The 26,649-nt window shown below is 72.1% G+C and carries 27 protein-coding genes; 7 read left to right on the forward strand and 20 right to left on the reverse strand.

Features of this window, described 5'->3' with window-relative positions; all coding sequences use genetic code 11:
- Positions 1-161: 161 nt before the first annotated feature.
- The 7 genes from ACFWP3_RS26420 to ACFWP3_RS26450 form a co-directional block, all read right to left on the reverse strand.
- A complete protein-coding gene (locus tag ACFWP3_RS26420; RefSeq protein WP_384225603.1) occupies positions 162-881 on the reverse strand; it encodes a DUF3159 domain-containing protein in 720 nt (239 codons plus the stop codon).
- A gap of 4 nt (positions 882-885) precedes the next feature.
- A complete protein-coding gene (locus ACFWP3_RS26425) occupies positions 886-1,305 on the reverse strand; it encodes an OB-fold nucleic acid binding domain-containing protein (RefSeq protein WP_079154374.1) in 420 nt (139 codons plus the stop codon).
- Between the two features lie 25 nt (positions 1,306-1,330).
- Positions 1,331-2,017 (reverse strand): response regulator, encoded by a 687-nt coding sequence (locus ACFWP3_RS26430; protein ID WP_384225605.1) that lies wholly within the window; start codon positions 2,015-2,017, stop codon positions 1,331-1,333.
- A complete protein-coding gene (locus ACFWP3_RS26435; RefSeq protein WP_384225608.1) occupies positions 2,014-4,587 on the reverse strand; it encodes a DUF4118 domain-containing protein in 2,574 nt (857 codons plus the stop codon). The genes ACFWP3_RS26430 and ACFWP3_RS26435 overlap by 4 nt, the downstream gene beginning before the upstream one ends.
- 174 nt (positions 4,588-4,761) lie before the next feature.
- A complete protein-coding gene (locus ACFWP3_RS26440) occupies positions 4,762-5,553 on the reverse strand; it encodes a DUF3710 domain-containing protein (RefSeq protein ID WP_384225611.1) in 792 nt (263 codons plus the stop codon).
- Position 5,554: 1 nt separating this feature from the next.
- Positions 5,555-6,091, reverse strand: a complete 537-nt coding sequence (gene dut / locus ACFWP3_RS26445) for a dUTP diphosphatase (protein WP_384225613.1) — start codon at positions 6,089-6,091, stop codon at positions 5,555-5,557.
- On the reverse strand, positions 6,091-6,675 hold the full coding sequence (locus ACFWP3_RS26450) for a PaaI family thioesterase (protein ID WP_384225616.1): 585 nt from the start codon (positions 6,673-6,675) through the stop codon (positions 6,091-6,093). Before ACFWP3_RS26450 ends, dut begins: the two co-directional genes overlap by 1 nt.
- Before the next feature lie 58 nt (positions 6,676-6,733).
- On the opposite strand from ACFWP3_RS26450, the gene ACFWP3_RS26455 reads away from it, so the two are divergent.
- Positions 6,734-7,189: a DUF3093 domain-containing protein gene (locus ACFWP3_RS26455; RefSeq protein WP_384225619.1), complete on the forward strand. Its 456-nt coding sequence runs from the start codon at positions 6,734-6,736 to the stop codon at positions 7,187-7,189.
- A gap of 79 nt (positions 7,190-7,268) precedes the next feature.
- Here the strand turns inward: ACFWP3_RS26455 and ACFWP3_RS26460 are convergent, their stop codons facing one another.
- The 4 genes from ACFWP3_RS26460 to ACFWP3_RS26475 form a co-directional block, all read right to left on the reverse strand.
- A complete protein-coding gene (locus tag ACFWP3_RS26460; protein ID WP_384225621.1) occupies positions 7,269-8,219 on the reverse strand; it encodes a hypothetical protein in 951 nt (316 codons plus the stop codon).
- Between the two features lie 12 nt (positions 8,220-8,231).
- Positions 8,232-8,528, reverse strand: a complete 297-nt coding sequence (locus ACFWP3_RS26465; protein WP_030008769.1) for a DUF4193 domain-containing protein — start codon at positions 8,526-8,528, stop codon at positions 8,232-8,234.
- A 382-nt stretch (positions 8,529-8,910) separates the two neighbouring features.
- On the reverse strand, positions 8,911-10,152 hold the full coding sequence (locus tag ACFWP3_RS26470; RefSeq protein ID WP_384225624.1) for a sensor histidine kinase: 1,242 nt from the start codon (positions 10,150-10,152) through the stop codon (positions 8,911-8,913).
- A gap of 5 nt (positions 10,153-10,157) precedes the next feature.
- Positions 10,158-10,811 carry a response regulator transcription factor gene (locus ACFWP3_RS26475; RefSeq protein ID WP_030008767.1) on the reverse strand — a complete coding sequence of 218 codons (654 nt, stop codon included), beginning with the start codon at positions 10,809-10,811 and terminating at the stop codon, positions 10,158-10,160.
- 258 nt (positions 10,812-11,069) lie between these two features.
- Between ACFWP3_RS26475 and ACFWP3_RS26480 the strand changes: the two genes are divergently transcribed.
- Positions 11,070-11,243, forward strand: coding sequence for a hypothetical protein (locus ACFWP3_RS26480; RefSeq protein ID WP_384225627.1), 174 nt, complete (start codon positions 11,070-11,072; stop codon positions 11,241-11,243).
- A 127-nt stretch (positions 11,244-11,370) separates the two neighbouring features.
- Here the strand turns inward: ACFWP3_RS26480 and ACFWP3_RS26485 are convergent, their stop codons facing one another.
- Together ACFWP3_RS26485 and ACFWP3_RS26490 are read right to left on the reverse strand one after the other, a co-directional pair.
- Positions 11,371-12,183 (reverse strand): inositol monophosphatase family protein, encoded by an 813-nt coding sequence (locus ACFWP3_RS26485; protein ID WP_384225630.1) that lies wholly within the window; start codon positions 12,181-12,183, stop codon positions 11,371-11,373.
- Positions 12,184-12,195: 12 nt separating this feature from the next.
- Positions 12,196-13,362, reverse strand: coding sequence for a ferrochelatase (locus ACFWP3_RS26490; RefSeq protein ID WP_384225633.1), 1,167 nt, complete (start codon positions 13,360-13,362; stop codon positions 12,196-12,198).
- 172 nt (positions 13,363-13,534) lie between these two features.
- On the opposite strand from ACFWP3_RS26490, the gene ACFWP3_RS26495 reads away from it, so the two are divergent.
- The gene (locus tag ACFWP3_RS26495) at positions 13,535-14,788 is read left to right on the forward strand and encodes an MFS transporter (RefSeq protein WP_384225635.1); all 1,254 of its coding nucleotides are present in this window, start codon (positions 13,535-13,537) and stop codon (positions 14,786-14,788) included.
- On the forward strand, positions 14,742-16,067 hold the full coding sequence (locus ACFWP3_RS26500) for a D-arabinono-1,4-lactone oxidase (RefSeq protein ID WP_384225637.1): 1,326 nt from the start codon (positions 14,742-14,744) through the stop codon (positions 16,065-16,067). Before ACFWP3_RS26495 ends, ACFWP3_RS26500 begins: the two co-directional genes overlap by 47 nt.
- Positions 16,068-16,084: 17 nt before the next feature.
- On the opposite strand, the gene ACFWP3_RS26505 is transcribed toward ACFWP3_RS26500, so the two are convergent.
- Positions 16,085-16,855, reverse strand: a complete 771-nt coding sequence (locus ACFWP3_RS26505; RefSeq protein ID WP_384225640.1) for a hypothetical protein — start codon at positions 16,853-16,855, stop codon at positions 16,085-16,087.
- A gap of 495 nt (positions 16,856-17,350) precedes the next feature.
- Between ACFWP3_RS26505 and sepH the strand changes: the two genes are divergently transcribed.
- The gene (sepH, locus tag ACFWP3_RS26510; RefSeq protein ID WP_384225642.1) at positions 17,351-18,406 is read left to right on the forward strand and encodes a septation protein SepH; all 1,056 of its coding nucleotides are present in this window, start codon (positions 17,351-17,353) and stop codon (positions 18,404-18,406) included.
- Positions 18,407-18,450: 44 nt separating this feature from the next.
- On the opposite strand, the gene ACFWP3_RS26515 is transcribed toward sepH, so the two are convergent.
- On the reverse strand, positions 18,451-19,296 hold the full coding sequence (locus ACFWP3_RS26515; RefSeq protein ID WP_384225645.1) for a sulfurtransferase: 846 nt from the start codon (positions 19,294-19,296) through the stop codon (positions 18,451-18,453).
- 174 nt (positions 19,297-19,470) lie between these two features.
- Here ACFWP3_RS26515 and ACFWP3_RS26520 point away from each other — a divergent pair, with 174 nt between their 5' ends.
- A complete protein-coding gene (locus ACFWP3_RS26520) occupies positions 19,471-20,274 on the forward strand; it encodes a VOC family protein (protein WP_384225648.1) in 804 nt (267 codons plus the stop codon).
- On the opposite strand, the gene ACFWP3_RS26525 is transcribed toward ACFWP3_RS26520, so the two are convergent.
- Positions 20,271-20,729, reverse strand: coding sequence for a type II 3-dehydroquinate dehydratase (locus tag ACFWP3_RS26525; protein ID WP_384225650.1), 459 nt, complete (start codon positions 20,727-20,729; stop codon positions 20,271-20,273). The two genes, ACFWP3_RS26520 and ACFWP3_RS26525, sit on opposite strands and share 4 nt — an antisense overlap.
- 397 nt (positions 20,730-21,126) lie before the next feature.
- Here ACFWP3_RS26525 and ACFWP3_RS26530 point away from each other — a divergent pair, with 397 nt between their 5' ends.
- Positions 21,127-22,443 (forward strand): LuxR C-terminal-related transcriptional regulator, encoded by a 1,317-nt coding sequence (locus ACFWP3_RS26530; protein ID WP_384225653.1) that lies wholly within the window; start codon positions 21,127-21,129, stop codon positions 22,441-22,443.
- A 28-nt stretch (positions 22,444-22,471) separates the two neighbouring features.
- Here ACFWP3_RS26530 and ACFWP3_RS26535 read toward each other — a convergent pair whose 3' ends face one another.
- From ACFWP3_RS26535 to ACFWP3_RS26550, 4 genes are all read right to left on the reverse strand, one after another.
- Positions 22,472-23,323: a metallophosphoesterase family protein gene (locus ACFWP3_RS26535; RefSeq protein ID WP_384225654.1), complete on the reverse strand. Its 852-nt coding sequence runs from the start codon at positions 23,321-23,323 to the stop codon at positions 22,472-22,474.
- The gene (locus ACFWP3_RS26540; RefSeq protein ID WP_384225657.1) at positions 23,323-24,129 is read right to left on the reverse strand and encodes a thioesterase II family protein; all 807 of its coding nucleotides are present in this window, start codon (positions 24,127-24,129) and stop codon (positions 23,323-23,325) included. The genes ACFWP3_RS26535 and ACFWP3_RS26540 overlap by 1 nt, the downstream gene beginning before the upstream one ends.
- A gap of 100 nt (positions 24,130-24,229) precedes the next feature.
- Positions 24,230-25,477 carry a cytochrome P450 gene (locus ACFWP3_RS26545; RefSeq protein ID WP_384225659.1) on the reverse strand — a complete coding sequence of 416 codons (1,248 nt, stop codon included), beginning with the start codon at positions 25,475-25,477 and terminating at the stop codon, positions 24,230-24,232.
- Between the two features lie 146 nt (positions 25,478-25,623).
- The gene (locus tag ACFWP3_RS26550; RefSeq protein ID WP_384225662.1) at positions 25,624-26,370 is read right to left on the reverse strand and encodes a class I SAM-dependent methyltransferase; all 747 of its coding nucleotides are present in this window, start codon (positions 26,368-26,370) and stop codon (positions 25,624-25,626) included.
- Positions 26,371-26,649 lie beyond the last annotated feature (279 nt).

Consider the following 26,649-nt stretch of genomic DNA (forward strand, 5'->3'; position numbering starts at 1 on the left):
ACCACCAGGTGGTCGGCCCGCCCCTTCGTGCTGCCCCTGCGCTTGCGTTCGGGTGCGGCGCCGTTGCTGGGGCTCCGCCCCAGACCCCGCGCCTCAAACGCCGGCGGGGCTGACTACGCCCGGCACCCCAGGCCCCGCGCCTCAAACGCCGGCGGGGCTGACTAAGCCCGGTTCTCGCGGGCGGCTTCCTTGGCTTCCCATTCTGCGATCACGTCGATCGGCGGCGGGGCCTTGGCCAGGAAGAGCCAGGTGAAGTACACCGCGAGCACCATCGGCGGGAGCTTCAGCGCGATCAGGACCCAGCCCAGCTGCGTCGCGTCGCCCCACCAGTACAGCGGGAAGAGGATCGCGTACTTGGCCAGGAAGATGATGCCCCAGGCCAGGCTGGCCTTGACGTACGCCTTCTTGCGGCCGGGGTTGCGGGTGCGCCAGGACAGGTTCTCCTTGAACACCGGCCCGAGGATCACGCCCAGCAGCGGGAAGCCCACCAGCGCCGACACCGTGAAGGCCACGCCCAGCCCCGCGCCGTAGATCATGCTCGGCAGGTAGAAGCCCTTCGCGCTGCCCGTGAACAGGGCGAAGGCCACGCCCACGCCCACGCCGAAGACCCCGCTGAAGGCGTGCTTCACCGTGTCCTTGCGCAGCAGCCGCACGATCACCAGCAGCACGGCGACCGCGCCCGCCGCGATCGCGGAGAGCTTCACGTCCCGGTTGATCGTGTAGATCATGACGAACAGCAGCCCGGGGAGCATCGTCTCCACGGTGCCCCGGATGCCGCCGAAGGCGTCGAACAGCGCCGCCTGCGTCACCGCGCTCTGGTCATCGGCGGGAGCCCCGGCGGCACCGGGTTCTGGGGTGGTCGGTTTGTCGAGTGACGTCACCGGTTCAGTGCTCCTGTCCGAGCGGTCGGAGTTCGTACTTCGGGTTGAAGAGCACCCGACGGCCGTGGGTCATGGAGATCCGGCCCGAGGCGATCATGCGCCGGCCGGGCTCGATTCCCACGATCGAGCGACGCCCGAGCCACACCACGTCCAGCGCGGCCGAGCCGTCGAACAGCTCCGCCTCGAGGGCGGGGACGCCGGCCCGCGGCCGCAAGGTGACCGTGCGCAGGGTGCCGGTCACCTTGACTATCTGCCGGTCGTGGCAGTCGCAGATCCGCGTGCACCCCGCGGCCTCTGCGTCCTCCTGCAGCTCCGCCGAATGCAGCTCCTCCTGGGAGGTGGACAGCCGCTCTATCATCCGGCGGAACCGGCCCACCGGCCTGGCCGGCTTCGCGGGCTTCTCGGGACGCGGTTCAGCACTCATAACAGGAAGCGTACCGGCGCGCCCACTACCTCTCGAAGCGGTATCCCATGCCCGGTTCCGTGATGAAGTGCCGCGGGTGCGAGGGGTCCGCCTCCAGTTTGCGCCGCAGCTGGGCCATGTAGACCCGCAGGTAGTTCGTCTCCGTGCCGTACGAGGGCCCCCAGACCTCCTGGAGCAGCTGCTTCTGGCTGACCAGCTTGCCGCCGTTGCGGACCAGGACCTCCAGCAGGTGCCACTCGGTGGGCGTGAGCCGTACGTCACGGCCCTCCCGTACGGCCTTCTTCGCGGCCAGGTCCACGGTGAAGCCCTCGGTCTCGACGACCACCTCGTCCTCGCCGGAGCCGGCGGTCGGCTCCGCGCGGCGGACGGCGGCGCGCAGCCGGGCCAGCAGCTCGTCCATGCCGAAGGGCTTGGTGACGTAGTCGTCGGCGCCCGCGTCCAGGGCCTCGACCTTCTCGTCCGAGGTGTGGCGGGCGGAGAGCACCAGGATCGGTACCCGCGTCCAGCCGCGCAGGCCCTTGATCACCTCGATGCCGTCCATGTCGGGCAGGCCGAGGTCGAGGACGACCACGTCGGGGTGGCGCGCCGCCGCGAGCTCCAGGGCGCTCGCCCCGTCGGCGGCCGCGTCGACCTCGTACTTGCGCGCCTTCAGGTTGATCACGAGGGCTCGGACGATCTGCGGCTCGTCTTCCACCACGAGCACCCGGGTCATTGAGGTCCTGCCTTCTGTCGCATCAGCTGATCACGGTCGTGATCACGTTCCACTATGTCCACCCCGTCCCGCGCGACCGCCCGCAGGGTCAGCACCATCGTCAGCCCGCCGCCGGGGGTGTCCTCGGCCGCGAGGGTGCCGCCCATCGCCTCGGTGAAGCCCCGGGCCACGGCGAGCCCGAGGCCCACCCCGGCGCCGCGCGGCGCGTCCCCGTGCCGCTGGAAGGGGGCGAAGATCTTGTCCTTGGCCTCGTCGGGCACGCCGGGCCCCTGGTCGACGACCCGCACCTCGACCCGGTCGCCGAGGAAGCTGGCCGCCACCAGCACCCGCTCCCCCGGCGGGCTGTACTTGACGGCGTTCTCCACCACGTTGGCCACGGTCCGCTCCAGCAGCCCCGGGTCCACCGCCACCATGGGCAGCGTCTCGGGCACGTCGAGCAGCACACTGTCCTCCGGTACGCCGCCCAGCGCCATCGGGATCACCTCGTCGAGGTCGATCTCCCGGATCAGCGGGGTGACGGTGCCGGTCTGGAGCCGGGACATGTCCAGCAGGTTGCCCACGAGGTGGTCGAGCCGGTCGGCGCCGAGCTCGATGCCTTCGAGGAGCTCGGCCCGGTCCTCGTCCGACCAGTCCACGTCGTCGGAGCGCAGGGAGGTCACCGACGCCTTGATGGAGGCCAGCGGCGTCCGCAGGTCGTGGCTTACGGCGGCCAGCAGCGCGGTCCGGATCCGGTTGCCCTCGGCCAGCCGGCGGGCCTCCTCGGCCTCCCCGACCAGCCGCTGCCGGTCCAGGACCACGGCCGCCTGGGCGGCGAAGGCGCCCAGCACGCGTCGGTCCTCGGCGGGCAGCACGCGCCCCGACAGGGCCAGCGCCATGTGGTCGCCGATCGGCATGTCGACATCGGCGTCCTCGGGCCGGTCCACGGGGTCGGGGCCGACGCTGCCGGCCCGCCGCCACGGATCGACCTCGCCGTCGCGCTCCAGCAGGGCCACGGACTGCATGGCGAAGGTCTCGCGGACCCGGACCAGCAGCGCGTCCAGGCTGGTCTCGCCGCGCAGCACGCTGCCGGCGAGGAAGGAGAGGATCTCGGACTCGGCGCGCAGCCGCGCCGCCTGGTGGGTGCGCCGGGCGGCCAGGTCCACCACGGAGGCCACGGAGACGGCCACCCCGAAGAAGACGGCGATGGCCACGATGTTCTTCGGGTCGGAGATCGTGAACCGGTGCAGGGGCGGGGCGAAGAAGTAGTTCAGCAGCAGCGATCCGACGGCGGCGGAGGCCAGGGCGGGCCAGAGGCCGCCCAGCAGCGCGGCGGCCACCGTCAGCGCCAGGAAGAGCAGCATGTCGTTGGCGAGCCCGAGGTCCGCCTCGATGTGCGTGAGCAGCAGGCAGAGCAGTACGGGCAGGCCCACGCCCACCACCCAGCCCGCCGCGATCCGGGGCCGCCCCAGCCGGGCCGCCGAGCGGACCACGGGCAGGCCGCGCCCCTTGGCCACCGCCTCGTGCGTGACGATGTGGACGTCGAGGTCGGGCCCGGAGTCGCGGGCGACGGTGGCGCCGACGCCGGGGCCGAGGACGTACTGCCAGGTCTTGCGGCGGCTGGAGCCGAGCACGATCTGGGTGGCGTTGACCCCGCGGGCGAAGGCCAGGAGCGCTTCGGGGACGTTGTCGCCGATCACATGGTGAAACGTTCCGCCTAGGTCTTCGACCAGCGTCCGCTGGACGGCGAGCTCCTTCGGCGAGGCCGCGGTCAGCCCGTCGCTGCGGGCGATGTAGACGGCGAGGATCTCGCTGCCCGAGCCCTTGGCCGCGATCCGGGAGGCGCGCCGGATCAGGGTGCGGCCCTCCGGTCCGCCGGTGAGCCCGACGACGATGCGCTCGCGCGCCTGCCAGGTGGAGCGGATGTCGTGCTCGCCGCGGTACTGCTGGAGGTACTCGTCGGCCCGGTCGGCCACCCACAGCAGCGCGAGCTCGCGCAGGGCGGTGAGGTTGCCGGGGCGGAAGTAGTTGGACAGGGCCGCGTCGACCTTGTCCGGCTTGTAGATGTTGCCGTGCGCCATCCGCCGGCGCAGCGCCTGCGGGGACATGTCGACGAGCTCGATCTGGTCGGCGCGGCGCACCACGTCGTCCGGCACGGTCTCGCGCTGCCGGACCCCGGTGATCGACTCCACCACGTCCCCGAGGGACTCCAGGTGCTGGATGTTGACGGTCGACACCACGTCGATGCCGGCCCGCAGCAGCTCCTCCACGTCCTGCCAGCGCTTGGCGTTGCGCGAGCCGGGCACGTTGGTGTGCGCGAGCTCGTCCACGAGCGCTATGGCGGGGCGCCGGGCGAGGACGGCGTCCACGTCCATCTCGGTGAAGGCCGCCCCGCGGTAGGTGAGCTCCTTGCGCGCCACCTGTTCCAGGCCGTGCAGCATCACTTCGGTACGCGGCCGCCCGTGGTGCTCGACGAACCCGACCACGCAGTCCGCGCCCCGCTCCACCCTTCGGTGGCCCTCGGAGAGCATCGCGTAGGTCTTGCCCACACCGGGTGCCGCGCCGAGATAGATCCTGAGCTTGCCGCGTCCCATGCGCCCATTCTCGGGGACGCCCGCAGGGTCCACGCACCGATCGGGGGCCGGACGCGCATCTCTGACGCATCCCTGACGCCCCCGGAGGACGCGCGAAGGCCGGTGGGCCCCGCCGCGGCGGCGGGGCCCACCGGCCCGGAGCGCAAAGGTGCCCCCGAGGGGCCGTGACCTGCGTCAGCGGACCTCGGTGATCTCCGGGCCGCGCTCCAGCTGTCCCATGCCGCCGCCGAAGCGGGAGCCTTCCTGGTCCTCCGTCTGCACGCCGTCCGGCACCATCTGGGCGTCGTTCGGCAGCTTCAGGACGATCGGGTCACGGGGAGCCATCGGGCCGTCACCGCGGACCACGACGGTGTCGCGGAAGATCTGCTCGAGGACACCCGCCGACTCGGGGCGCACCGCGCCCTGGCCGGAGATGACACCGCGCAGGAACCAGCGCGGACCGTCGACGCCGACGAAGCGGACCAGCTGCGCGCCGGTCTGCCCGTCCGGCAGCGGTACGGGAACCTGTGCGCGCAGCTCCCAGCCCAGCGAACCCTCGACCTCGTCGATGATGCCGCCCTGCTGGGTGATGCCCGCGGCGATCTCCTCGCGGACCTCGCCCCAGATGCCTTCCTTGCGCGGTGCGGCGAAGGCCTGCAGCTGTACGGCGCTGTCGCCGAGGACGACGGTCGCGGCGACGATCGCGTCACCGGCGACCTCGACCCGCAGCTCCATGCCCTCGACGCCGGGTACGAAGATGCCGCCCAGGTCCACCCGGCCGTCGGCCGGGTTGCCGAGCACCTCGGAGACGTCCCAGGGGCCGTCGGGCCGCGGGGCCGGGGGCAGGTTCACGCGGCGCGGCTGGTCCGCGTCGATTTCCTCGGCGCCGTCCTGCTCGTCGGCGTCCAGGCCGGACACACGGTCATCGACCTGCTCGGCCGCGCCGCCGTCCTTGGCGGAGTCGTTCTTCTTGCGACGTCCGAACACGTCACTGTCCTTCCCGGTCGGTTACGACCGAAGCGTAGCCATTCCCACCCTGCTGACCAGCGCCGGATCCGGCCACGGCCGGATGACCGCCGGTGGAGCCGAAACCCCCCTCGGCCCGGGCCGAGCCGGGAAGTTCCGCCACCTCGTGGAAGCGCACCTTCTCGACCCGCTGGACAACCAGCTGGGCAATGCGGTCGAAACGCTCGAACCGGACGCTCTCGCGAGGGTCGAGATTGACCACGATCACCTTGATCTCCCCACGGTACCCGGCATCCACCGTCCCGGGGGCATTCACGAGCGCGAGCCCGCAGCGGGCGGCCAGGCCGGAGCGCGGGTGCACGAAGGCCGCGTACCCGTCGGGCAGGGCGATGGACACCCCGGTGGGGAGTACGGTCCGCTCGCCGGGCTCCAGCTCGGCGGCCTGGGTCGTCACCAGGTCGCAGCCGGCGTCGCCGGGGTGGCTGTAGGCGGGGAGGGGCACCTCCGGGTCGACGCGGCGGATCAGCACGTCGACGGGGGCATGATCATTCAGGGACATCAGGGGTTCACCTCGAAGGCGCGGGCGCGCCTGACCTGGTCCGGGTCGGCCATCGCCGCCTGGATCTCCTCGGGCCGACCGTTGTCGATGAAGTGGTCGACCTTCACCTCGATGAACAGGGCGTCGGCGCGCACGGCGACCGGCCCCTCGGGCCCGCCTATCCGGCCGACCGCGCTGCAGTAGATCTTCCGCCCGGCGACGGCGGTGACCTCGGCGTCGAGGTACAGCACGGTGTCCACCGGAACGGGCCGTACGAAGTCGGTCTCCAGCCGGCCGGTCACGGCGATGACGCGCAGCAGCCAGTTCAGCGAGCCGAGCGTCTCGTCGAGCGCGGTGGCCAGCACACCGCCGTGGGCGAGACCGGGGGCGCCCTGGTGCGCGGGCTTGACGGTGAACTCGGCGGTGACGCGCACGCCCTCACCCGCACGGGCCTCCAGGTGGAGTCCGTGCGGCTGGCCCCCGCCGCAGCCGAAGCAGTGCTCGTAGTGCGCGCCGAGGAGCTCGCCGGGTGCGGGCGCGTCGGGGTGCCGGACCGGCGCGGCGGCATCGGCCGGCGGCGTCAACGCTGTGTTTCGTCCACTCACAGCCGCAGACCTTACCCGCGCGGCTACCCGCCGGTCGCCTCGTGGCAGGCTTGAGCGCATGCAGCCCTCCACCGCGCACCACGACGAACGCCTGACCGCCCCCCGCTCCTGGTGGGGCATCGCCGTACTGAGCGGCCTCGCGTGCGCGCTGATGCTGCTGCCGCTGGGCACGCTGCCGCTGCTGGCCGGGCTGGTCGGGGGCGCCGGGCTGGCCGGGCTGCTGGTGAGCTCGTACGGCTCCGCGCGCGTGCGCGTGGTGAACGGCGCCCTGGCCGCGGGGGAGGCCCGGATCCCGGTGACGGCCCTGGGCGACCCCGAGATCCTGGACGCCGAGGAGTCGCGCGCCTGGCGCACCCACAAGGCCGACACCCGGGCCTTCATGCTGATGCGCAGCTACGTGCCGACGGCCGTCCGCGTCGAGGTGACCGACCCGGCGGACCCGACCCCGTACGTGTACGTCTCCACCCGCGAGCCGGAGGCCCTGCGGGCGGCCATCCTCGCGGCGAAGGGCTGATCCCCGGTCCGGTCGCGGATCCGGTCGCGGATCCGGTCGCGGATCCGGTCCCGTCCGGTGGTGCGGGGCGGTCGGGCCCTCAGGCTCCGCCGCCTTGCCGTCCGGGACCCTCGAGTGCGGCCCTGGTGGCCTCGGGAAGGGGCTGGGAGGGCCGTTCCAGGGGCGGGAGCTGCGGCAGGGCGTCCCAGGGCACGGCGCGGCCGCGCAGGTCCCCACGGACCTTCTCGGCGAGTTTCCGGGTGTCGCGGCGGTTCATGACCGCGCCCACCGCCGCGCCGACCATGAACGGCATCAGGTTGGGCAGGTTGCGGAACATCCGCTTCATGATCTGCTGGCGCAGTTCGCGCTTCATCTGGCCGCCGAGGGCCGCGTTCAGCGTCGTCGGCTTGGTGAGGTCGACGCCGCGCTCCTCGGTCCACGAGGTGAGGTAGGCGAAGCTGCGCTGTCCGACCGTGCCGGGCGGGCGCAGGCCGTAGACCTCGTGGAGTTCGGCGATGAGCTTGAGTTCGATGGCGGCGACGCCGGTGATCTCCGCGGCCAGCTCCGCCGGCATGGCGGGCGGGACGGGCAGCATGGCCGCCGCTCCGATGCCCGCGCCGACGGTGGAGGTGGCGTTGGCGGCGCCGTGGATCAGCTTGTCGGCAAGCTGATCGGGGCCGAGGCCCGGGAACTGGGCGCGCAGGGTCGCGAGGTCCCGAACCGGAACGCGCGGTGCGTTCTCGATGATCCTGTCGGTGACGTACAGGGCGGCGTCCCTGACACTTTCGCCGCCCTTGCGTACACCGTTCCTGACTGCTTGCAGCCGACGAGCCCCGGACCTGCGCCGGGCCTCCTCGCCGACTCCTGTGGCCGACGGCACCGCCGGGGCGGTGTCGGAGGGCACGATGGCGTTACCCATGGCGGAGCCGCCGGAGGTTCCAGGACTCGTGACCGGGTCCGTGGTTCCCGCCTGCGCCTCCGCCGGATCACCGGATTTTCGGAAGCGGCGCTTCCGACCGTGCTTCCGAAAAAACGGTGTCGAGCCAGCCACGGCCGACGCCTCTCAGTCGCAGTCGCGACAGATCGGCTGACCGTTCTTCTCACGTGCCAGCTGGCTGCGGTGGTGCACCAGGAAGCAGCTCATGCAGGTGAACTCGTCGGCCTGCTTCGGCAGGACCCGGACGGCCAGCTCCTCGTTGGAGAGGTCCGCGCCGGGAAGCTCCATGCTCTCGACCGAGTCGAATTCGTCCATGTCCGCGGACGAGGTCGACTTCTCGTTACGCCGGGCCTTCAGCTCTTCAATGCTGTCGTTGTCGACGTCGTCGTCGGTCTTGCGTGGGGTGTCGTAGTCCGTTGCCATTGTTCGCTCTCCCCCTCTGGGTGTTAGCGGTGTCTCAGCGCACGTAACGCGCGAGAGGCCGGACTTGTGCCCGACCTGAGGCGGAGATTTTGCCTCACATCAAGGTCTGTTACTCAATCGACACCCAGCCGCCTGCCTGAAGGAGCAATCGGCTGGGATGACGACCGGGACCGTACACGGTCCGGGGGCCGTCTTGCACAAACGCCACCCCGTGTATTTCCCGCCATCCGGGGGGCCGGAAACCCGGACGTCCCGGGCGTTCCGGCCGTGATGGGGTCACAGAACGCACATGGTCCGACACTCGGGCATGTGATCGATCACACAGGATCGGTTTGCTTCACATGGCAGGCATTCAGCCAAAAGCGAACACGGGGTGGTGGGCTCACAAGGGAAGAGTGACACGCATCACGAGTCCACCGCCTTCCCGGGGGATCGCCTGGATCCGTCCGCCGTGTGCGCGGGCCACGGAGCGCGCGATGGAGAGGCCGAGCCCGACACCCTTGTCGCTGCCCGTGCGCTCCGTACGCAGCCGCCTGAAGGGCTCGAAGAGGTTGTCCACCTCGTACGCGGGAACCACGGGACCCGTGTTCGATACCAGGAGGACCGCCTGGCCGTGCTGGGCCTCGGTGGTGACCTCCACCCAGCCGTCCTCCGGCACGTTGTACCGGACGGCGTTCTGCACCAGGTTCAGGGCGATCCGCTCGAGCAGCACGCCGTTGCCCTGGATGACGGCCAGGGCGCGCTCGCCGCGGATCTCCACGCCCTTCGCCTCGGCCTCCCCGCGCACCTGGTCCAGGGCGCGGGAGGCGACCTCGGCCAGGTCGACGGGCTTGCGCTCGACGATCTGGTTCTCGCTGCGGGCCAGCAGCAGCAGGCCCTCGACGAGCTGCTCGCTGCGCTCGTTGGTGGCGAGCAGGGTCTTGCCGAGCTGCTGGAGCTCGAGCGGCGCCCCGGGGTCGGAGAGGTGCACCTCCAGCAGGGTGCGGTTGATCGCGAGCGGGGTCCGCAGCTCGTGCGAGGCGTTCGCGACGAACCTCTGCTGGGCCGTGAAGGCCCGCTCCAGCCGGTCGAGCATCTCGTCGAAGGTGTCGGCGAGCTCCTTGAGCTCGTCGTCCGGCCCGTCCAGCTCGATCCGCCGGGTCAGGTCGGAGCCGACCACCCGGCGGGCGGTCCGGGTGATCTTGCCCAGCGGCGAGAGCACCCGGCCGGCCATCGCGTAGCCGAAGGCGAAGGCGATGATGCTCAGGCCCAGCAGGGCCATCAGCGAGCGGCTCAGCAGGTCGTCCAGGGCGTGCCGGCGCTGTTCGAGCATGCACTGGCCGATCGCGGCGTTGAACTCGTTGGGCGTCAGCTGGCCCACCACGCCCGGGCAGGTGCTGCTGGTGACCTTCACCTCGCCGCCGACGATCTGGAACGGGGGCGCGTTTCCCTCCCGCAGGGCCTGGGCGGCCAGCAGGTAGATGATCGACAGCAGCAGGATGCCGGCGATCAGGAACATCCCGCCGTACAGCAGCGTGAGGCGTATGCGGATGGTCGGCCGCAGCCAAGGGAAAGGACCCTCGGGCTGGCCGGGGTCCCAGGTCGGTTTCGGTGGCGCGACCGGTGGCGCCGGGCTGGCGGGCACGCGCGTCAGATCCGGTATCCGGAGCCCGGCACGGTCACGATGACCGGGGGCTCGCCCAGCTTGCGGCGCAGGGTCATCACGGTCACCCGTACGACGTTCGTGAAGGGGTCGGTGTTCTCGTCCCAGGCCTTCTCCAGCAGCTGCTCGGCCGAGACCACGGTCCCCTCGCTGCGCATGAGGACCTCCAGCACCGCGAACTCCTTGGGCGCCAGCTGCACCTCCTTGCCCTCACGGAACACCTCGCGCCGGTTCGGGTCCAGCTTGATGCCGGCCCGCTCCAGTACGGGCGGCAGCGCGACCGTGGTGCGCCGCCCCAGGGCGCGCACGCGGGCGGTCAGCTCGGTGAAGGCGAAGGGCTTGGGCAGGTAGTCGTCCGCCCCGAGCTCCAGGCCCTCCACGCGGTCGCTGACGTCGCCGGAGGCGGTCAGCATCAGGACGCGCGTGGGCATGCCGAGCTCGACGATCTTCCGGCAGACGTCGTCGCCGTGCACGAGCGGGAGGTCCCGGTCGAGCACGACCACGTCGTAGTCGTTCACGCCGACACGCTCCAGGGCGGCGGCGCCGTCGTACACGACGTCCACGGCCATGGCCTCCCGGCGCAGTCCGGTGGCCACCGCATCGGCGAGCAGCTGCTCGTCCTCGACGACGAGTACGCGCACGTCGATTTCCTTCCTCCAGCCCAGCAGGGCACATGTGTGTTGCGTCGTCCATCCTGCCCGTTTCGGCCGTAAACCGGCTGTAAGACGCCGCTCGCAGGGTGCAGCGACGGGCGGCCGCGAGCGGAGGTGAGGATTCCCTCGTCTTACGAGGTTTCTGGGCCCAGGGTGCCGGGGAGGACGTGAGCACACCCCATCCACTCCCTGACGGCGGACTGCCACGTGCCGCCGCCGAAGCCACGAAGAGGGGGCGAACCCACCATGGACGCATTCACCGCGGGTCTCCTGCAGCGCATCAGGGCCACGCAGTCGGACCTGAGGCAGGCCCGCGAGGCGGGCGACGACTTCCTCGCGGAAGTGGAACAGGCGGAGCTGGAGGACCTCCAGCGCCTCGCCGCCGAGCACGGCGTTCCGGTCTCCGTGCCCGCCTCCTGACCCGAGTCCTCCGCACGGCCCGAACCCCGGCCGCCCTCTCCGGGCGGCCGGGGTTCACTCATGCGCGGCCGCGGGCCGGTCAGCCGTGCCGCCGGCCGTGGCGTCAGTCGTGCCGCCGGCGCTGCCGTCAGTCGTGCCAGGCTCCCGCCTCGTCCAGCAGCGGCTGGAGCGAGGCGAAGACCGCGGGCGTCGCGGCGAGCGCGAGCTCGCCCGAGGCGGGCTCCCCCGGCCGGCCGCCGGTCAGGGCCCCGGCCTCCCGGGCGATCAGGTCGCCCGCGGCCAGGTCCCAGGGGTTCAGCCCGCGCTCGTAGTAGCCGTCGAGCCGTCCGGCGGCCACGTCGCACAGGTCCAGTGCCGCCGAACCGCCCCGCCGGATGTCCCGCACCACCGGGATGATCCGCGCCACGACCTCGGCCTGGTGGGCCCGCCGGGTCTGTACGTAGGCGAAGCCGGTCCCGAGCAGGGCCTGGTCCAGCGGGGCCGCGGGCCGGCAGGCCAGGCGCGCCGGGCCCAGCCAGGCCCCGCCGCCGAGGACCGCGCGGTAGGTCTCCCCGCGCATCGGGGCCGCCACGACGCCCACCACGGTCTCGCCCCGGTACTCGGCCGCGATGGACACGCCCCAGCTGGGCAGGCCGTAGAGGTAGTTCACGGTCCCGTCCAGCGGGTCGACGATCCACCGCACCCCGCTCGTGCCGGGGCTGGCCGCGCCCTCCTCGCCGAGCAGGCCGTCGTCGGGCCGGCGCCCGGCGAGGATGCCGGTGATCAGCTTCTCGGCCGCGATGTCCATCTCGGTCACCACGTCGATGGGGCTGCTCTTCGTCGCGGCCACCGCCAGATCGGCCGGCCGGCCGTCGCGCAGCAGGGCCCCGGCCTGCCGGGCGGCCTCCAGGGCCACGTCGAGCAGTTCGGCCTTCAGGTCGTCGGAGATCTCGGAGATCAAGGTTCCTCTTCCCTACGCGTACGGGCTGTCGGCGCCGGCGGCCGCGGGCCGGGGCGCCCGCCCCGGGCAGCAGCCCACGGCGCACAGGTCGTGGCTCTGGCCCAGCATTCCCACCCAGCACTCGGCGGCGGCCTCCCCGCGCTCCTTGGCGGCCCGCTCCAGTACGAGCTCCCGGACGGCCCCGGCGAAAGCGGGGTCGGCGCCGACCGTCGCGGAGCGGGCGACGGGCAGGCCCAGTTCGGCGGCCTTGGCGGTGGCCTCGGTGTCGAGGTCGTAGAGGACCTCCATGTGGTCGGAGACGAAGCCGATGGGCACCATGACGACGGCGGGCGCGCCCTCGGCGTGCAGGGCCTCCAGGTGGTCGCAGATGTCCGGCTCCAGCCACGGGATGTGCGGGGCGCCGCTGCGGGACTGGTAGACGAGCCGCCAGGGGTGCGTGACACCGGTCCGCGCGGCCACCTCGTCGGCGATCACGCGGGCGACGTCGAGGTGCTGCCGGACGTACGCGCCGCCCTCGCCGCCCCCGGTGTGGTCCCCGACGGGTCCGGAGGTGTCCGCGGCGGCCGTCGGGATGGAGTGGGTGGTGAAGGCGAGGTGGGCGCCGTCGCGGACGTCCTCGGGCAGCGCGGCGAGCGAGGCCAGCACGCCCTCGGTCATCGGGCCGACGAAGCCGGGGTGGTTGAAGTAGTGCCGCAGCTTGTCGACCCGCGGCGGCTCCACGCCCTCCTCGGCGAGCGCGGCCAGCGCGTCGGCGAGGTTCTCGCGGTACTGCCGGCAGCCCGAGTACGAGGCGTACGCGCTGGTCGCGAGCACGGCGATGCGGCGGCGGCCGTCGGCGGCCATCTCCCGCATCACGTCGGTCAGGTACGGCGCCCAGTTCCGGTTGCCCCAGTAGACCGGCAGGTCCAGTCCGTGCCCGGCGAACTCCTTGCGCAGCGCGTCCAGCAGCGCGCGGTTCTGCGCGTTGATCGGGCTGACCCCGCCGAAGCCGAAGTAGTGCTGTCCGACCTCCACCAGCCGCTCGCGCGGGATCCCGCGCCCGCGCGTGACGTTCTCCAGGAACGGCACGACGTCGTCGGGTCCCTCGGGCCCCCCGAAGGAGAGCAGCAGGAGGGCGTCGTACGGGGCGGCGAGGCCTTCGGCCCGGGGCTGGGCGGCGGCGGGGAGCTGGTCTGACATGCATGGAATCCTGCCACCCGGCTTGCGCGCGCGGGAATCGACCCGGCCCCGGACCCTGTGCCGACCAAAGGTAAGGTGAACCTAAGTTCCCACGTCGGGAGCTTTCCCCGTGCGGGTGGCTTGTCAGCAGTCGTAACCTGTATGGGCCGATGACGTCCCTTACGGAGACCCCTTGCCCAGTCCCTATCGCGCCATCTTCGCGGCCCCCGGCACCAAGGGGTTCAGCGCCGCCGGCCTCATAGGCCGCATCCCGATATCCATGGTCGGGGTCGGCATCCTCACGATGATCTCCGAGATCACCGGCCGCTACGCGATGGCGAGCGCCCTCACCGGCACCCTCGCCCTGGCCGCCGCCGTGATAGGCCCGCAGGTCTCGCGGCTGGTCGACCAGTACGGCCAGCGCAGGGTCCTGCGCCCCGCCACCCTGATCTCCGTCGCCGCGGTCGGCGCGCTGCTGATCGCCGCCGCGAACGGGTGGCCCGACTGGACGCTCTTCGTGTTCGCCGCGGTCGCCGGCTGCGTGCCGAGCGTCGGCTCGATGATCCGCGCCCGGTGGACCGTGATCTACCAGGACTCCCCGCGCGAACTGCACACGGCGTACTCCTTCGAGTCCGTGGTCGACGAGGTCTGCTTCATCTTCGGCCCGATCATCGCCATCGGCCTGTCCACCACCTGGTTCCCCGAGGCCGGTCCGCTGATCGCCGCCCTCTGCCTGCTGGTGGGCGTCTGGCTGCTCACCGCGCAGCGCTCCACCGAGCCCGCGCCGCACCCCCGCAGCGAGGGCGGGGACCGCACCTCGGCGCTGCGCTCCCCCGGCCTCCAGGTGCTGACGCTCACCTTCGTGGCGACCGGCGCGATCTTCGGTTCCATCGACGTGTCCACCCTGGCCTTCGCCGAGGAGCAGGGCCACAAGTCCTGGGCCAGCTTCATCCTGGCGATCTGGGCGGCAGGGTCCTGTATCGCCGGAATCGTCTTCGGCCTGCTCCACCTCAAGGGCCGGGCCGAACTCCGGTGGGTACTGGGCGTATGTGCGATGGCCGTGAGTATGATCCCCCTCCTACTGGCCGGGAACCTTCCGTTTCTGGCCGTGGCGCTCTTCGTCTCGGGCCTCGCCATCGCTCCCACGATGATCACCACGATGGCCCTGATCGAGGCGCACGTACCACGCGCGAAGCTGACCGAGGGCATGACCTGGATCAGCACCGGCCTCGCGGTCGGCGTCGCGGTCGGCTCGTCGGTGACCGGTCTGGTCATCGACGCGGCGGGCGCGCAGCGCGGGTTCGTCGTCTCCATCGCGTCGGGGGCGGCCGCGGCGGCGGTTGCGTTCGCGGGATACCGCCGGCTGACGCAGCCGGCGCAAGGGGAGGAGCCAGCCACCGATGGGGACGGCGACAGCAGGGCAGAACAGCCAGACCGCGTGGCGTAACTGGGCGGGCAACGTCTCCGCCACGCCCGCGCGCACGGTGACCCCGGCCTCGGTCGGGGAGCTCCAGGAGGCGGTCCGCCGGGCCGCCGAACAGGGACTGCGGGTGAAGGCGGTCGGCACCGGCCACTCCTTCACCGCGGCCGCCGCGACCGACGGGGTGCTCGTCCGCCCCCAGGCGCTGGCCGGGATCCGGTCGCTCGACCGGGCCGCCGGGACCGTCACGGTGGCGGCGGGCACGGTCCTGAAGGACCTGAACGTGGCCCTGGCCAAGGAGGGCCTGTCGCTCACGAACATGGGCGACATCATGGAGCAGACGGTCTCCGGGGCCACCAGCACGGGCACCCACGGCACCGGCCGCGACTCCGCCTCCATCGCCGCCCAGATCCGCGCTCTGGAGCTGGTCACGGCCGACGGCACGCTGCTGACGTGCTCGGAGAAGGAGAACCCCGAGGTCTTCGCGGCGGCCCGGATCGGCATCGGGGCGCTCGGCATCGTCACCTCGCTCACCTTCGCCGTCGAACCGGTCTTCTTCCTGACCGCCCGTGAGGAACCCATGGGCTTCGACCGGGTGACGGCCGAGTTCGACCAGCACTTCGCGGAGAACGAGCACTTCGAGTTCTACTGGTTCCCGCACACCGGCAACTGCAACACCAAGCGGAACAACCGCAGCCAAGGCCCCGCGGCCCCGCCCGGGCCGGTGAGCGCCTGGATCGAGGACGAGCTGCTGTCCAACGGCGTCTTCCAGGCGGTGAACTCGCTGGGCCGCGCGGTCCCGGCCACCATCCCCGCCATAGCCCGCGTGGCCAGCCGCGCCCTGTCGGCGCGCACGTACACCGACATCCCGTACAAGGTGTTCACCAGCCCGCGCCGGGTCCGGTTCGTGGAGATGGAGTACGCACTCCCGCGCGAGCAGGTGGTCGGGGCGCTGCGGGAGCTGCGGGCGATGGTCGACCGCTCCGGACTGCGCGTCAGCTTCCCGGTCGAGGTGCGGACGGCCCCGGCGGACGACATCACGCTGTCGACGGCCTCGGGGCGCGAGACGGCCTACATCGCGGTGCACATGTACCGGGGCACCCCGTACCAGGCCTACTTCACGGCGGCCGAGCGCATCTTCACCGCGCACGGCGGCCGGCCGCACTGGGGCAAGGTGCACACGCGGGACGCGGAGTACTTCGCCGGGGTCTATCCGCGCTTCGCCGAGTTCACCGCGCTCCGCGACCGGCTCGACCCTGACCGGCGGTTCGGCAACGACTACCTGCGGCGGGTCCTGGGCGACTAGGCCTTGCCCTTGCCGGATCAGGGAGTGGCGGACCCCTGCGCCGACGGCTGCGTGCTCGGCGTCGGTGTGGGCGGGGGCGACGGGGTGTGCTTCGACGGGGACGGGCTGGGCGTCGGGTCGACCGGGCGGGACGGGCCCGGGTCGGGCGAGGGGCTGCCGCCGGGCGAGTGCGAGGGCTCCGGGGAGGTTGCGGGGGTGGGCTCGCCCGTGCCGCCCTTCTTGTCCCGGCCCGGCTCGTCGCCGCCCTGCCTGCCGTTCTCGCCGTTCTCGCCGTTCTCGCCGTTCTCGCCGGGGAGTTTCCTCGGCGATTCGCCCTGGCTGTTGCGGTCCTTCGCCGTACCCCCGGACAGCACGGTGCGGTGGTCGCGGCTGACCGAGTCGCCGGTGAGCGTCTCGTACGCGCCGATGCCGCCGATGGCGATGGCGAAGGCCAGCCCGGAGGCCACCGCCGTGCGCTTCCAGCCCCGGATCCGGGTGCCGTGCACGGTGGCCTCGCCGAACTCCCCGGAGGGCGCGGTGTCCTCGGGCAGCGGTACCTGGCGGGCCCTGGGGCGGGCGGTCTCGCGCAGCTGGTCGCCGGTGCGCCGGAAGAAGTGCTGGATGACGGGGCCGCCGGCGGTGGCGACGACGCTGACCACGCCGGCGCCGAGGATGGTCCCGTAGACCCCCATCTGCGAGGCGAGGAGGGCGGCCGCGACGGTGGCGAGCGAGCTGCCGGCCACCTGAGCGGCGCTCAGGTCGAGCTTCTTCTTCTCCGGTTCGGTGTCGTGCGCCGACTTCTGACCCATCGCCATCCCCTGTGTGTCCTGCCTCTCCCGCGCCGGAAGCCTTCAGGAGTTACTGACACCCGGGCGAAACGATTAGTTCCGTTTCTGTGGATTGTGTGAAGCAAGACACCCGGAAACGGACACGGGTGCAGGTGGAGCCCGTTGGAGGGCAGGCCAACTCCCGCCGTCCGGGAGAACTTCGGCGGCGCGGCGGTCCACCCAGGTGGCCCGAATGGAGTACTGTGACGAGCCCTGGGGCCGTCCTTCCTTTCGGATGTCCGGACTCGGGAGAGGGGGCCGGTTGATGGAGAACGGCACTCGAAGACCGGTGATGCCGCGGTATCGCACGGGTGCCTGCTGCGCACAGTAATCGTTCGGTCACTGTGCGTGCCCAACAGGTAACCGTGCCATAACGGCGATCAAGGGCGCATGCCCGACACGCCGGTTTAACTCGGCAAGGTTGTGGCAGGCTGCACCCGGGCAGGCCACACTCGACTAGCGGAAGCAGCGACGCACGTGACGTCGGCAGGCACCACCCGGGAGGTCCCCATGCCCGAACTGCGTGTCGTGGCCGTCTCAAATGACGGCACACGACTGGTGCTCAAGGCTGGGGACAGCACGGAGTACACGCTTCCGATCGACGAACGGCTGCGGGCCGCCGTACGCAACGACCGCGCGCGCCTGAACCAGATCGAGATCGAGGTGGAGAGCCACCTCCGCCCCCGCGACATCCAGGCCCGCATACGGGCCGGTGCCTCCGCGGAGGAGGTCGCTCAACTCGCCGGCATCCCCGTCGACCGCGTACGCCGCTTCGAGGGCCCGGTGCTCGCCGAGCGCGCGTTCATGGCCGAGCGCGCCCGCAAGACACCCGTGCGCCGTCCCGGCGAGAACACCGGACCCCAGCTCGGCGAGGCCGTGCAGGAGCGGCTCACGCTGCGCGGGGCCGAGAAGGAGTCCGTGCAGTGGGACTCCTGGCGCCGCGACGACGGCACGTGGGAGGTCCTCCTCGTCTACCTGGTCGCCGGTGAGCCGCACTCGGCGAGCTGGACCTACGACCCGCCGCGCCGGCTGGTCGTGGCCGTGGACGACGAGGCGCGCTCGCTGATCGGCGAGTCCGACGACCTGCCCGCCGCGCCGGAGCCCAGCTTCCCCTTCGTGCCGAGGATCGCGCGGCTGCCGCGCGACCGGCCGCTGGACCGCGCGCTCGACCGCCAGTTGGAACGGCCGACCGCTCCGCAGCCGGATCCGGAGGAGGAGCGCGACACGCTGACCAGCCTGCTGGAGGCGGTGCCGAGCTTCCGCGGCGACATGGTGGTCCCGGAGCGGACTCCGGAACCCCCGGCGCCGGAGGACGAGGCGGAGGAACCGCCGGCTCCGGCCGCTTCGGCGGGCGCGGGCTCGGCGTACGCCGATGTCCTGATGCCCCGTACGGTGGCCGGCCACCGCGACCGGCTGACGGGGACCACGGACCGGCAGGCCGAGGCGGACGGCGTCCGCCCCGGGCGCCGGGCGGCGGTTCCCAGCTGGGACGAGATCGTCTTCGGCACCCGGCGCAAGAAGCAGCAGGAGTGACGCGCCAGGAGTAGGCACGAACCCGCCCGGGCCCGGATCCGCCGCTACTGCGGCTCCGGGCCCGTGGCCACCGGGCGGGCCGGGTCGGAGGACCACTGCGACCAGCTGCCCGCGTAGAGGTCCGAGGCGATGCCCGCGACCTCCAGCGCCAGCACCTCGTGGGCGGCGGACACCCCCGATCCGCAGTACACGCCCACCGGCGCGCCGCCCGCGGCACCGAGTGCGGCGAAGCGTGCCCGCAGGGCGTCGGCCGGCAGGAACCGGCCGTCCGGACCCATGTTCTCCGTGGTCGGGGCCGAGAGCGCGCCCGGGATGTGGCCGCCGACCGGATCGATCGGCTCGACCTCACCGCGGTACCGCTCCCCCGCACGCGCGTCCAGGAGCACCCCCGCACGCGCCCGCGCGGCCGCTCCGTCCGCGTCGAGCAGCCCGACGGCCCCCGGATTTGGCTTGAAATCGCCCTCCGCGGGAATCACCCGGTCGGCCGACACGTCACCCCCCGCTGACGTCCACGCGGCCAGGCCGCCGTCCAGGACCCGTACGTCCCCGTGACCCGTCCAGCGCAACAGCCACCACGCCCGGGCGGCCGACCAGCCCTGGCCGCCGTCGTACACGACCACCGGGACGTCCGCCGAGACCCCGGCCCGGCGCATCACCGCCCCGAAGGCCTCCGGCTCCGGCAGCGGGTGGCGCCCGCCCGACCCGGCCGGACCAGCCAGTTCGCGGTCGAGGTCGACGTACACCGCGCCGGGCAGGTGCCCGGCCTCGTACGCGGGGCGCTGATCGGGGCCTCCCAGCTGCCAGCGGATGTCCAGCAGCACGGGAGGCCGGGAACCGGCCAGCTCGCTCATGAGTTCGGCAGCGGAGAGGATCGCTTGTGTCGCAGTCATACGGGCCATCTTCCTCCCCGCCCGACACCCGCGTAACAAGCCCGTCACCGCCGGGGCGCACCGATCCGGTCATCTCCTCCCGGGCCCCGAACGTGCGGCGCGGTCGGGGCGCGCCGGGCCTCCCGGAGTGGAAGCATCAGCAGCGGCAACGGCACGACGGAGGAGACGGTTGACATGACCGAGGCAGCTAAGGCAACGCGGCGCACGCCCGGCACCCCGTGCTGGGTGAGCCTCATGGTGCACGGCCTCGGGACCACCGAGGACTTCTACGCCGACCTGTTCGGCTGGGAGTACGAACCGGGCCCCGAGCAGCTCGGCCCTTACGTACGGGCCCTGTTGGACGGGCGCGAGGTGGCCGGCATCGGCGAGATGCCGCCGGACCGCCATCTTCCGGTCGCCTGGACCACGTATCTGGCCACGGACGACGCCGACGCCACGGCAGAGACGATCCGCTCGTGCGGCGGGACGGTCGCGGTGGGCCCGCTGGACGCGGGCGTCGCGGGGCGGGTGGCGATCTGCTCCGACCCGCTGGGCGCGATCTTCGGGCTGTGGCAGGCGGAGAGCCACATGGGCACCCGGCTGCACGGCGCCCCGGGCACCCCGGTCTGGAACGAGCTGGTCACCCAGGACACCTCGACGGTGGGCAAGTTCTACGAGCACGTCTTCGGCCACGAGCCGCAGACGCACTCCACCGCCTCGGACGACTTCGACTACGTGACCCTGCACCTGGAGGGCCGCCCGGTGGCCGCCGTGCACGGGGTCGGCCGCTCGCTGCCGCACGACCGCGGCCCGCACTGGATGGCGTACTTCGAGGTCGAGGACACCGACGCGGCCGCGGCCCGGGTCGGCGATCTGGGCGGCCGGATCCTGGAGCCGCCGCGCGAGGGCCTCATCGGCCGGGTCGCCACGGTCGCGGACCCGGAGGGCGCGGTCTTCGCGCTCGTCCGGTCGCGGGCGCGGGCGGTGGCCTCGGACTAGCTGCGGGGCCCGGTCGTGGCCGCCTCGGACAGGTGCAGCAGTGCCTTGGCGGCCAGTCGGTAGCCGAAGGAGCCCAGACCGACCACCACTCCGCCGGCCAGCGGGGCGATCACCGACTCGTGCCGGAACTGCTCGCGGGCCCAGACGTTGCTGAGGTGCACCTCGATCCAGGGCGGTGAATAGCTCGCCAGGGCGTCGCGCAGGCTCCATCCGGCGATCATGAGCGCGCCCGGATTGACGATGGCGCCGACGGTGGAGTCGTGGTGGTCGTGGACGGCGCGCACGAGGTCGCCTTCCGAGTCGCTCTGGACGGAGACGACGTCCCATCCTTTGACGGCCACCTCTTCGGCGACCGCCTTCTCGATGTCGGCCAGCGTGTCGGTGCCGTATATCTCCGGCTCGCGCCGTCCCAGAATTCCCAGATTGGGACCGTTCAAGAGAAGTACGGCACTCAAGGGACACCTCGTTCTTCACATCGCCGCCGAATTCCGGACCCCGTCCATGGTCTCGGCGCCGCCGGCGCGGCGCCATCATCAGAGCTGATAGTTCCAGCCGGCTTTCTCGAGGAACTGCCGTACGCCCGCTCGACATCGGCTCGGGTCGTACTGGAGACCGCCTCGTCCGCCCCGTACGCCCGGTTCGGGGCGGATCCCGCGGGCACCCTGGCGCGAACGGGTCCGCCGCAGTCCGCGCGCGGCCCGCGAACCGCCCCGAACCGGTCGCTGTTCGGCCGATCCCGATCGCCTCTCGAGGGGTTCCTGAGCCACCGCCGCCTAGGCTCCGCCGAGAAATCTGCCGGTACCACCACGGGAACGACGCGGCGTGAATGATGATCCCCTGACAGGAGATGTGATGCTCGATTCTCTGTTCCGGTTGGAGCTGCCGCCTGCTTTCTCCGCCATGCGGGCTTGCGACAGCGACTCTTGCGAAACGGTCCGGCTCTCCTCGCTCTCCTTTTCCGCCTGGTCCCGCGGCGACCTGACGGACGCACTGCGTCTGTCGGACGCGGCGAGCCAGGGTCACCCCGCGTGCGCCGGCACCTGCATAGGGCCGGCCACGATCTGGCATTCCTCACTGCTCGTCAGAGTCCGCGAACCGGTCGCCGCGGCGCGTTCGCTGGCCCGTGTGGAGGAGCTGACGGTCGGCGCCCGGGACACCGAGGGGCTGGTGGCGGCTTCGCTGGTGTGCGCGGGAGACCTCGCGCTCGCGCAGGGGGACGTGGCCGCCGCTGTCGAAGCGGTGGGCCGGGGCGTGCGCAAGGCGCGGCAGGCCGGCCTGCGTTGCCTGCTTCCCGACGCGCACACGGTGATGGCGCTCAGCGCGCTGCGCCAGGGCAACGTGAGCGTGAGCCTGGAGTTCGTGGACCAGCTGCGCGACGACGCCCTGCTGGGCCGGACGACCGACCGGCCCGGTCAGTACGCCTGGGCCGCGGCCCAGCTGCTGGAGGTGCAGGGCGGTGCGAAGAGCGCCGCTCATTTCATCGTGGGCATCATCACGGACGACCAGCTCGTCCTGGAGCTGCTGGCCTCGCAGCCGGCCGCCGCCGCCTGGCTCGTACGGGCCACCAGGGAGCTGGGTGACGCCTCCCTCGCCCAGCGGGTGGCGGCCGAGGCTTCCGGCCTCGCGGCGCGCAACGGCGGGCTCCGCTCGATGGAGGCGGCGGCCTCGCACGCCCGCGGGCTGCTCGAGGAGAGTCCCGAACGGCTCGTCTCCGCGGGCGAGTCGCACCTGGACCCGTGGGCCGGCGCGTCCGCCTTCGAGGACGCCGGGAACCTGCTCGCCGACCTGGACCGGGAACGCGACCGGGCGGTCGAGGTCCTCGAACGGGCGGTGGACGGCTACACGAACGCCGGTGCGCCGCGCGACGCCCGACGGGTCGTCAGCAGGCTCCGCGGGCTCGGAGTGCGGCGGGGCCGCTATCCGCGCTACGTCAGCCAGGACGGGGTGAACACGGGCTCCCTCACCGAGACGGAGGCCGCCGTGGCCGAGCTGGTGAGCCACGGGTTCACCAACTCGCAGGTCGGCGAGCACCTGTTCATCTCCGGCCACACGGTGGCCTTCCACCTGAAGAAGATCTTCCGCAAGCTGAACGTGGCTTCCCGTGTGGAACTGACGCGGACGTGGAGCCGTCTTTCGGACGCCGCCGCCGAGCCCGCTTCCCCGGGGTGACGCCGGGCGGCAGCCGCTGGACACCGGGTCACTCCGCCGGCAGGATCCGGCGGAGTTTTCCGGGCGCTCCACCGGGGCGCTTGCGCCACTCGCGGGGGTAGCCCACGGACACCTCCTCGAAGCGGACGCCCTCGTGGTAGGTGGTCCGCGGAATGTGGAGGTGGCCGTAGACCATGGCGGCCACGCGGAACCTGCGGTGCCAGTCGGCGGTCAGCCGGGTCCCGCACCACATGGCGAACTCCGGGTACCACAGGACGTCCGTCGGGTGCCGGTCGAGCGGGTAGTGGTTGACGAGCACGGTGGGGAGGTCTTCGGGGATCTCGGCGAGCCGGCGCTCGGTCTCGGCGACCCTGGCCCGGCACCAGGCCTCGCGGCTCGGGTAGGGGTCGGGGTGCAGTACGTACTCGTCCTGGCAGACGACTCCGGTCTCGTGCGCGTAGGCCAGCCCCTCCTCCTTGGTGGTGCAGCCGGCGGGCAGGAAGGAGTAGTCGTACCCGAGGAACAGCGGCGCCACGGCGACGGGGCCGTCCGGCCCCTCCCAGACCGGGTAGGGGTCCTCGGGGGTGGTGACGCCCAGTTCGCGGCACAGCTCGACCAGGTGCTCGTAGCGGGCGACGCCGCGCAGGGTGACGGTGTCGCTCGGGTGGGTCCACAGCTCGTGGTTGCCGGGGACCCAGACGACCTTGCGGAAGCGGCTCGCGAAGGTCTTCAGGCACCAGCGGACGTCGGCCGCGGTCTCGGCCACGTCCCCGGCGACCAGCAGCCAGTCCTCGTCCGACTCGGGTGTCATCCCCTCGACCAGGGCGCGGTTCTCCGCGTAGTTGAGGTGGAGGTCGCTGATGGCCAGCAGCCGGCCGGTGCCTCCGGCGGTACCTGCCATCACCCGCTCCCCTCGGCGCTCGCGAGACCGCTTCCCGCGTACGCGTCGGCGCGCCCGCCGTCCAGGCGCCGGGCCACCAGTGCGGCCACGCGCGCGTTCTGCTCGGCGAGGTAGAAGTGGCCGCCCGGCAGGACGTGAAGGTCCGTCGGCCCGTCGGTGTGGTTCTCCCAGGCCGCCGCTTCCTCGATCGAGACCCGGGGGTCGCTGTCCCCGGTGAGGACGGTGACCGGGCAGTCCAGCCGCCGGCCGGGCTCGTACCGGTACGTCTCCACCGCACGGTAGTCGCTGCGGATCGCCGGCATGATCATTTCGAGCAGTTCGGGATCGTTCAGCATGGCCGCGCTGGTGCCGCTGAGCTTGCGGAGCTCGGCGACCATGTGCTCGTCCGACTGCGTGTGGACGCCCTCGTCGCGCTCGCAGGAGGGGGCCCTGCGTCCGGAGGTGAAGAGCCTCACGGGCGAGGGGAGTCCGGCGTCCTGCATGCGCAGCGCGACCTCGTAGGCCAGGACGGCCCCCATGCTGTGGCCGAACAGGGCCAGGGGCTTCTCGTCGAGGCTGCGGACGGCCTCGAAGATCCGGTCGGCCAGGTCGGGAAGGCTGGGGATGTTCGGCTCGCCCCGCCGGTCCTGGCGCCCCGGGTACTGGACGGCCAGGACCTCCACCGCGGGCGCGAGCGCCTTGGACATCGGGAAGTAGAAGCTCGCCGATCCGCCGGCGTGCGGCAGGCACACGAGGCGGACCCCGCTGTCCGGCGCCGGGTGGGACCGGCGCAGCCACTTCTCGAATTGCTCCGCTGCTTGGGGCACGGCCAGTGATTCCTTTCGGGAACATCCCTTGGCGCTACATCTTTTCAGGAGCGTAGGACAGGCGGGACCGGCCGGGCATCCCCCGATCTGATAGGCGGGCTCAGCCGAGCCGCAGCGGGAGCGTGGCGACCGCGGTGAAACCGGTCCGCAGCACCCACGGGACCTCCTCGCGCGGCACGGCCAGCGACAGGTCGGGGAACCGGGCGAACAGGGCGCTCAGCGCCACCTCCGCCTCCTGGAGGGCCAGCGGCGCACCGAGGCAGTAGTGGGCTCCCTGCCCGAACCCGAGGTGGCCCGTCCCGGTCTCCCGGCCCATGTCCATCCGCTCGGGGCAGCCGAACCTGCGCGGGTCGGTGTTCGCGGACAGGATCAGCGGGAGGACCGGCGCGCCCGCGGGGATCGTCACGCCGCCGAGCTCGACCTCCTCGGCCGGGTAGCGGGGGTTGCCGAACTGGGTGGGCCCCAGGCGCATGAGCTCCAGCACCGCCTGCGGCCACCGGGCCGGGTCCTCGCGCAACAGGGCGAGCTGGTCCGGGTGTTCGAGCAGGGTCAGCACCGAATTGCCGATCAGGTGCATCGTCGTCTCGTGCCCGGCGAGCACCAGGGTGAAGACGAGCTTGACCATTTCCCGGTCGGTGAGACGGTCGCCGTCGTCCTCCTGGACCTGTACGAGTGCGGTGATCAGGTCGTCGCGCGGCTCGGCGCGGCGGCTCGCGATCACGGCGAACAGGTGGTCGGCGCACTCGCGGAAGACGGTGGGGAGGCGCTCGGCGTGTTCCATGGGCGCCATCAGGGCGCGGCCCCAGCCGTACCAGTCGGCGCGGTCGGCCTCGTCGATCCCGACCAGTTCGCAGATGACGGTCGCCGGCAGCTCGAAGCAGAACGACTCGACGAGGTCCACCGGGGTGCCGTCGCGGCCCGCCTCGGCCATCCGGTCGAGGAGCTTCGCGGTGATCTCCTCGATCCGCGGGCGCAGCCCGGCGACCCGCCGCGCGGTGAACGCCTTGGAGACCAGCCTCCGCAGCCGGAGGTGGTCGGCGCCGTCGATCTCGATCAGCTTGCCGGAGAGGTACTCGACCACGTCGGACGAGACGCCCTTCATGACCGTGAACCGGCCCCGGGCGCTGCCCGGCACCGATGCCGGGTTGTTGAGGAACAAGGGGTCGGTGAGGACCCGGCGCACGTCCTCGTAGCGGGTGACCAGCCACATCGGCGGCCCGCCCATCATCGAGCCGGCCAGCAGGGGCGCCTGCTCGCGCATCCGCGCGTACGTGGCGAACGGATCGGCTGTCAGGTCCGGCGAGAACAGGTCGACCGGCGCGGCCGGACTCTCGGCGGTGGCGGTCATGGGTCTACCCCTTCGGGTCGAGGAGGGAGCCGGGCCGGGACGGAGGGGGCCGGTCCGGGGACGGCGGCGCGGCCGGCTGCCGCAGCGGCAGCCGGCCGCGTGGAGGCCCGCTCGGGAACGGGCCGTTGGCCTGGCGGCGGCTGTCGTCAGCCGGCGCGGACGGCCGTGAGCTGCCAGACGGGAGCCTTGATCTCGCCCTCCAGCTCCTCCTCGGGCCACTTGAAGGCCGGGTCGAAGGCGACGGGCGCGTCGGGGGCACCCTCGGCGGGCTTCACGCCCAGCATCTCCCGGATCCCCTCGTGGGTGAGGGTGGTGTCGTACTCCGCGAGCTGCAGCGAGGTGATCTCGAACTTCTCGCCGACGTTGCGGCGGAGGTTCTCCTCGGTGACGCGCTGCACGGTGGGGAACGGGGCGTGCGCCTCGGCGGCGAAGACCCACAGGTGCAGCTTGGCACCGGGCTTCGTGGCGCGGTGCAGCGCGGCGATGTAGTCGCGCTGGCCCTGCTCGTTCAGGCAGTGGTAGAGCGCGCTGTCGACGACGGTGTCGAAGCGGCCCTCGAAGCCCTCCAGGCTGGTGGCGTCGGCGACGGTGAAGTCGACCTCGATGCCCTGGGCCTTGGCGCGCTTCGAGGCCTCCTGGACGGCGGTCTTCGCCGCGTCGATGCCGGTGACCTTGTGACCGCGCGAGGCGAGGAAGATGGAGTTGCCGCCGAGGCCACAGCCGATGTCGAGGACGTCACCCTTGATCTCGCCCGACTCCTCGAGCGCGATCAGGACCGGCTGCGGACCGCCGATGTCCCACGGCGCCGGGGGGCCGACACGGGTTTCTCCCTTGTAGCTCTCGTAAAAGGCGTCCAGGTCGAGATTTTCCACGGAAACCTGATTTCCGGTCACACGAGCCTCCAGCGAATTGTTCAACGAGATTGCCCGGCAGCGGTGGCCCGCGCGCCTTGCATTGTCCTTCCACACGCTAGGACGGGTACCACCGGCGGGCCATCCCCCGATCTGATAGGCCGTACTCGAATTCGCGGGCCCCTCTTAGGGCATGACGGGCCGGCTGCCCATCCCCCAACCTGATAGTATTTCCCGTTCCTTGACACGCCCAGAACGCCGGAATACTATTCTGGCAATTTTCCAGCGTGGCGGAATTCAGCCTTCAAACAGCGCGGACCT

The sequence above is a fragment of the Streptomyces sp. NPDC058525 genome, assembly GCF_042719495.1.
Classification (GTDB): Bacteria; Actinomycetota; Actinomycetes; order Streptomycetales; family Streptomycetaceae; genus Streptomyces.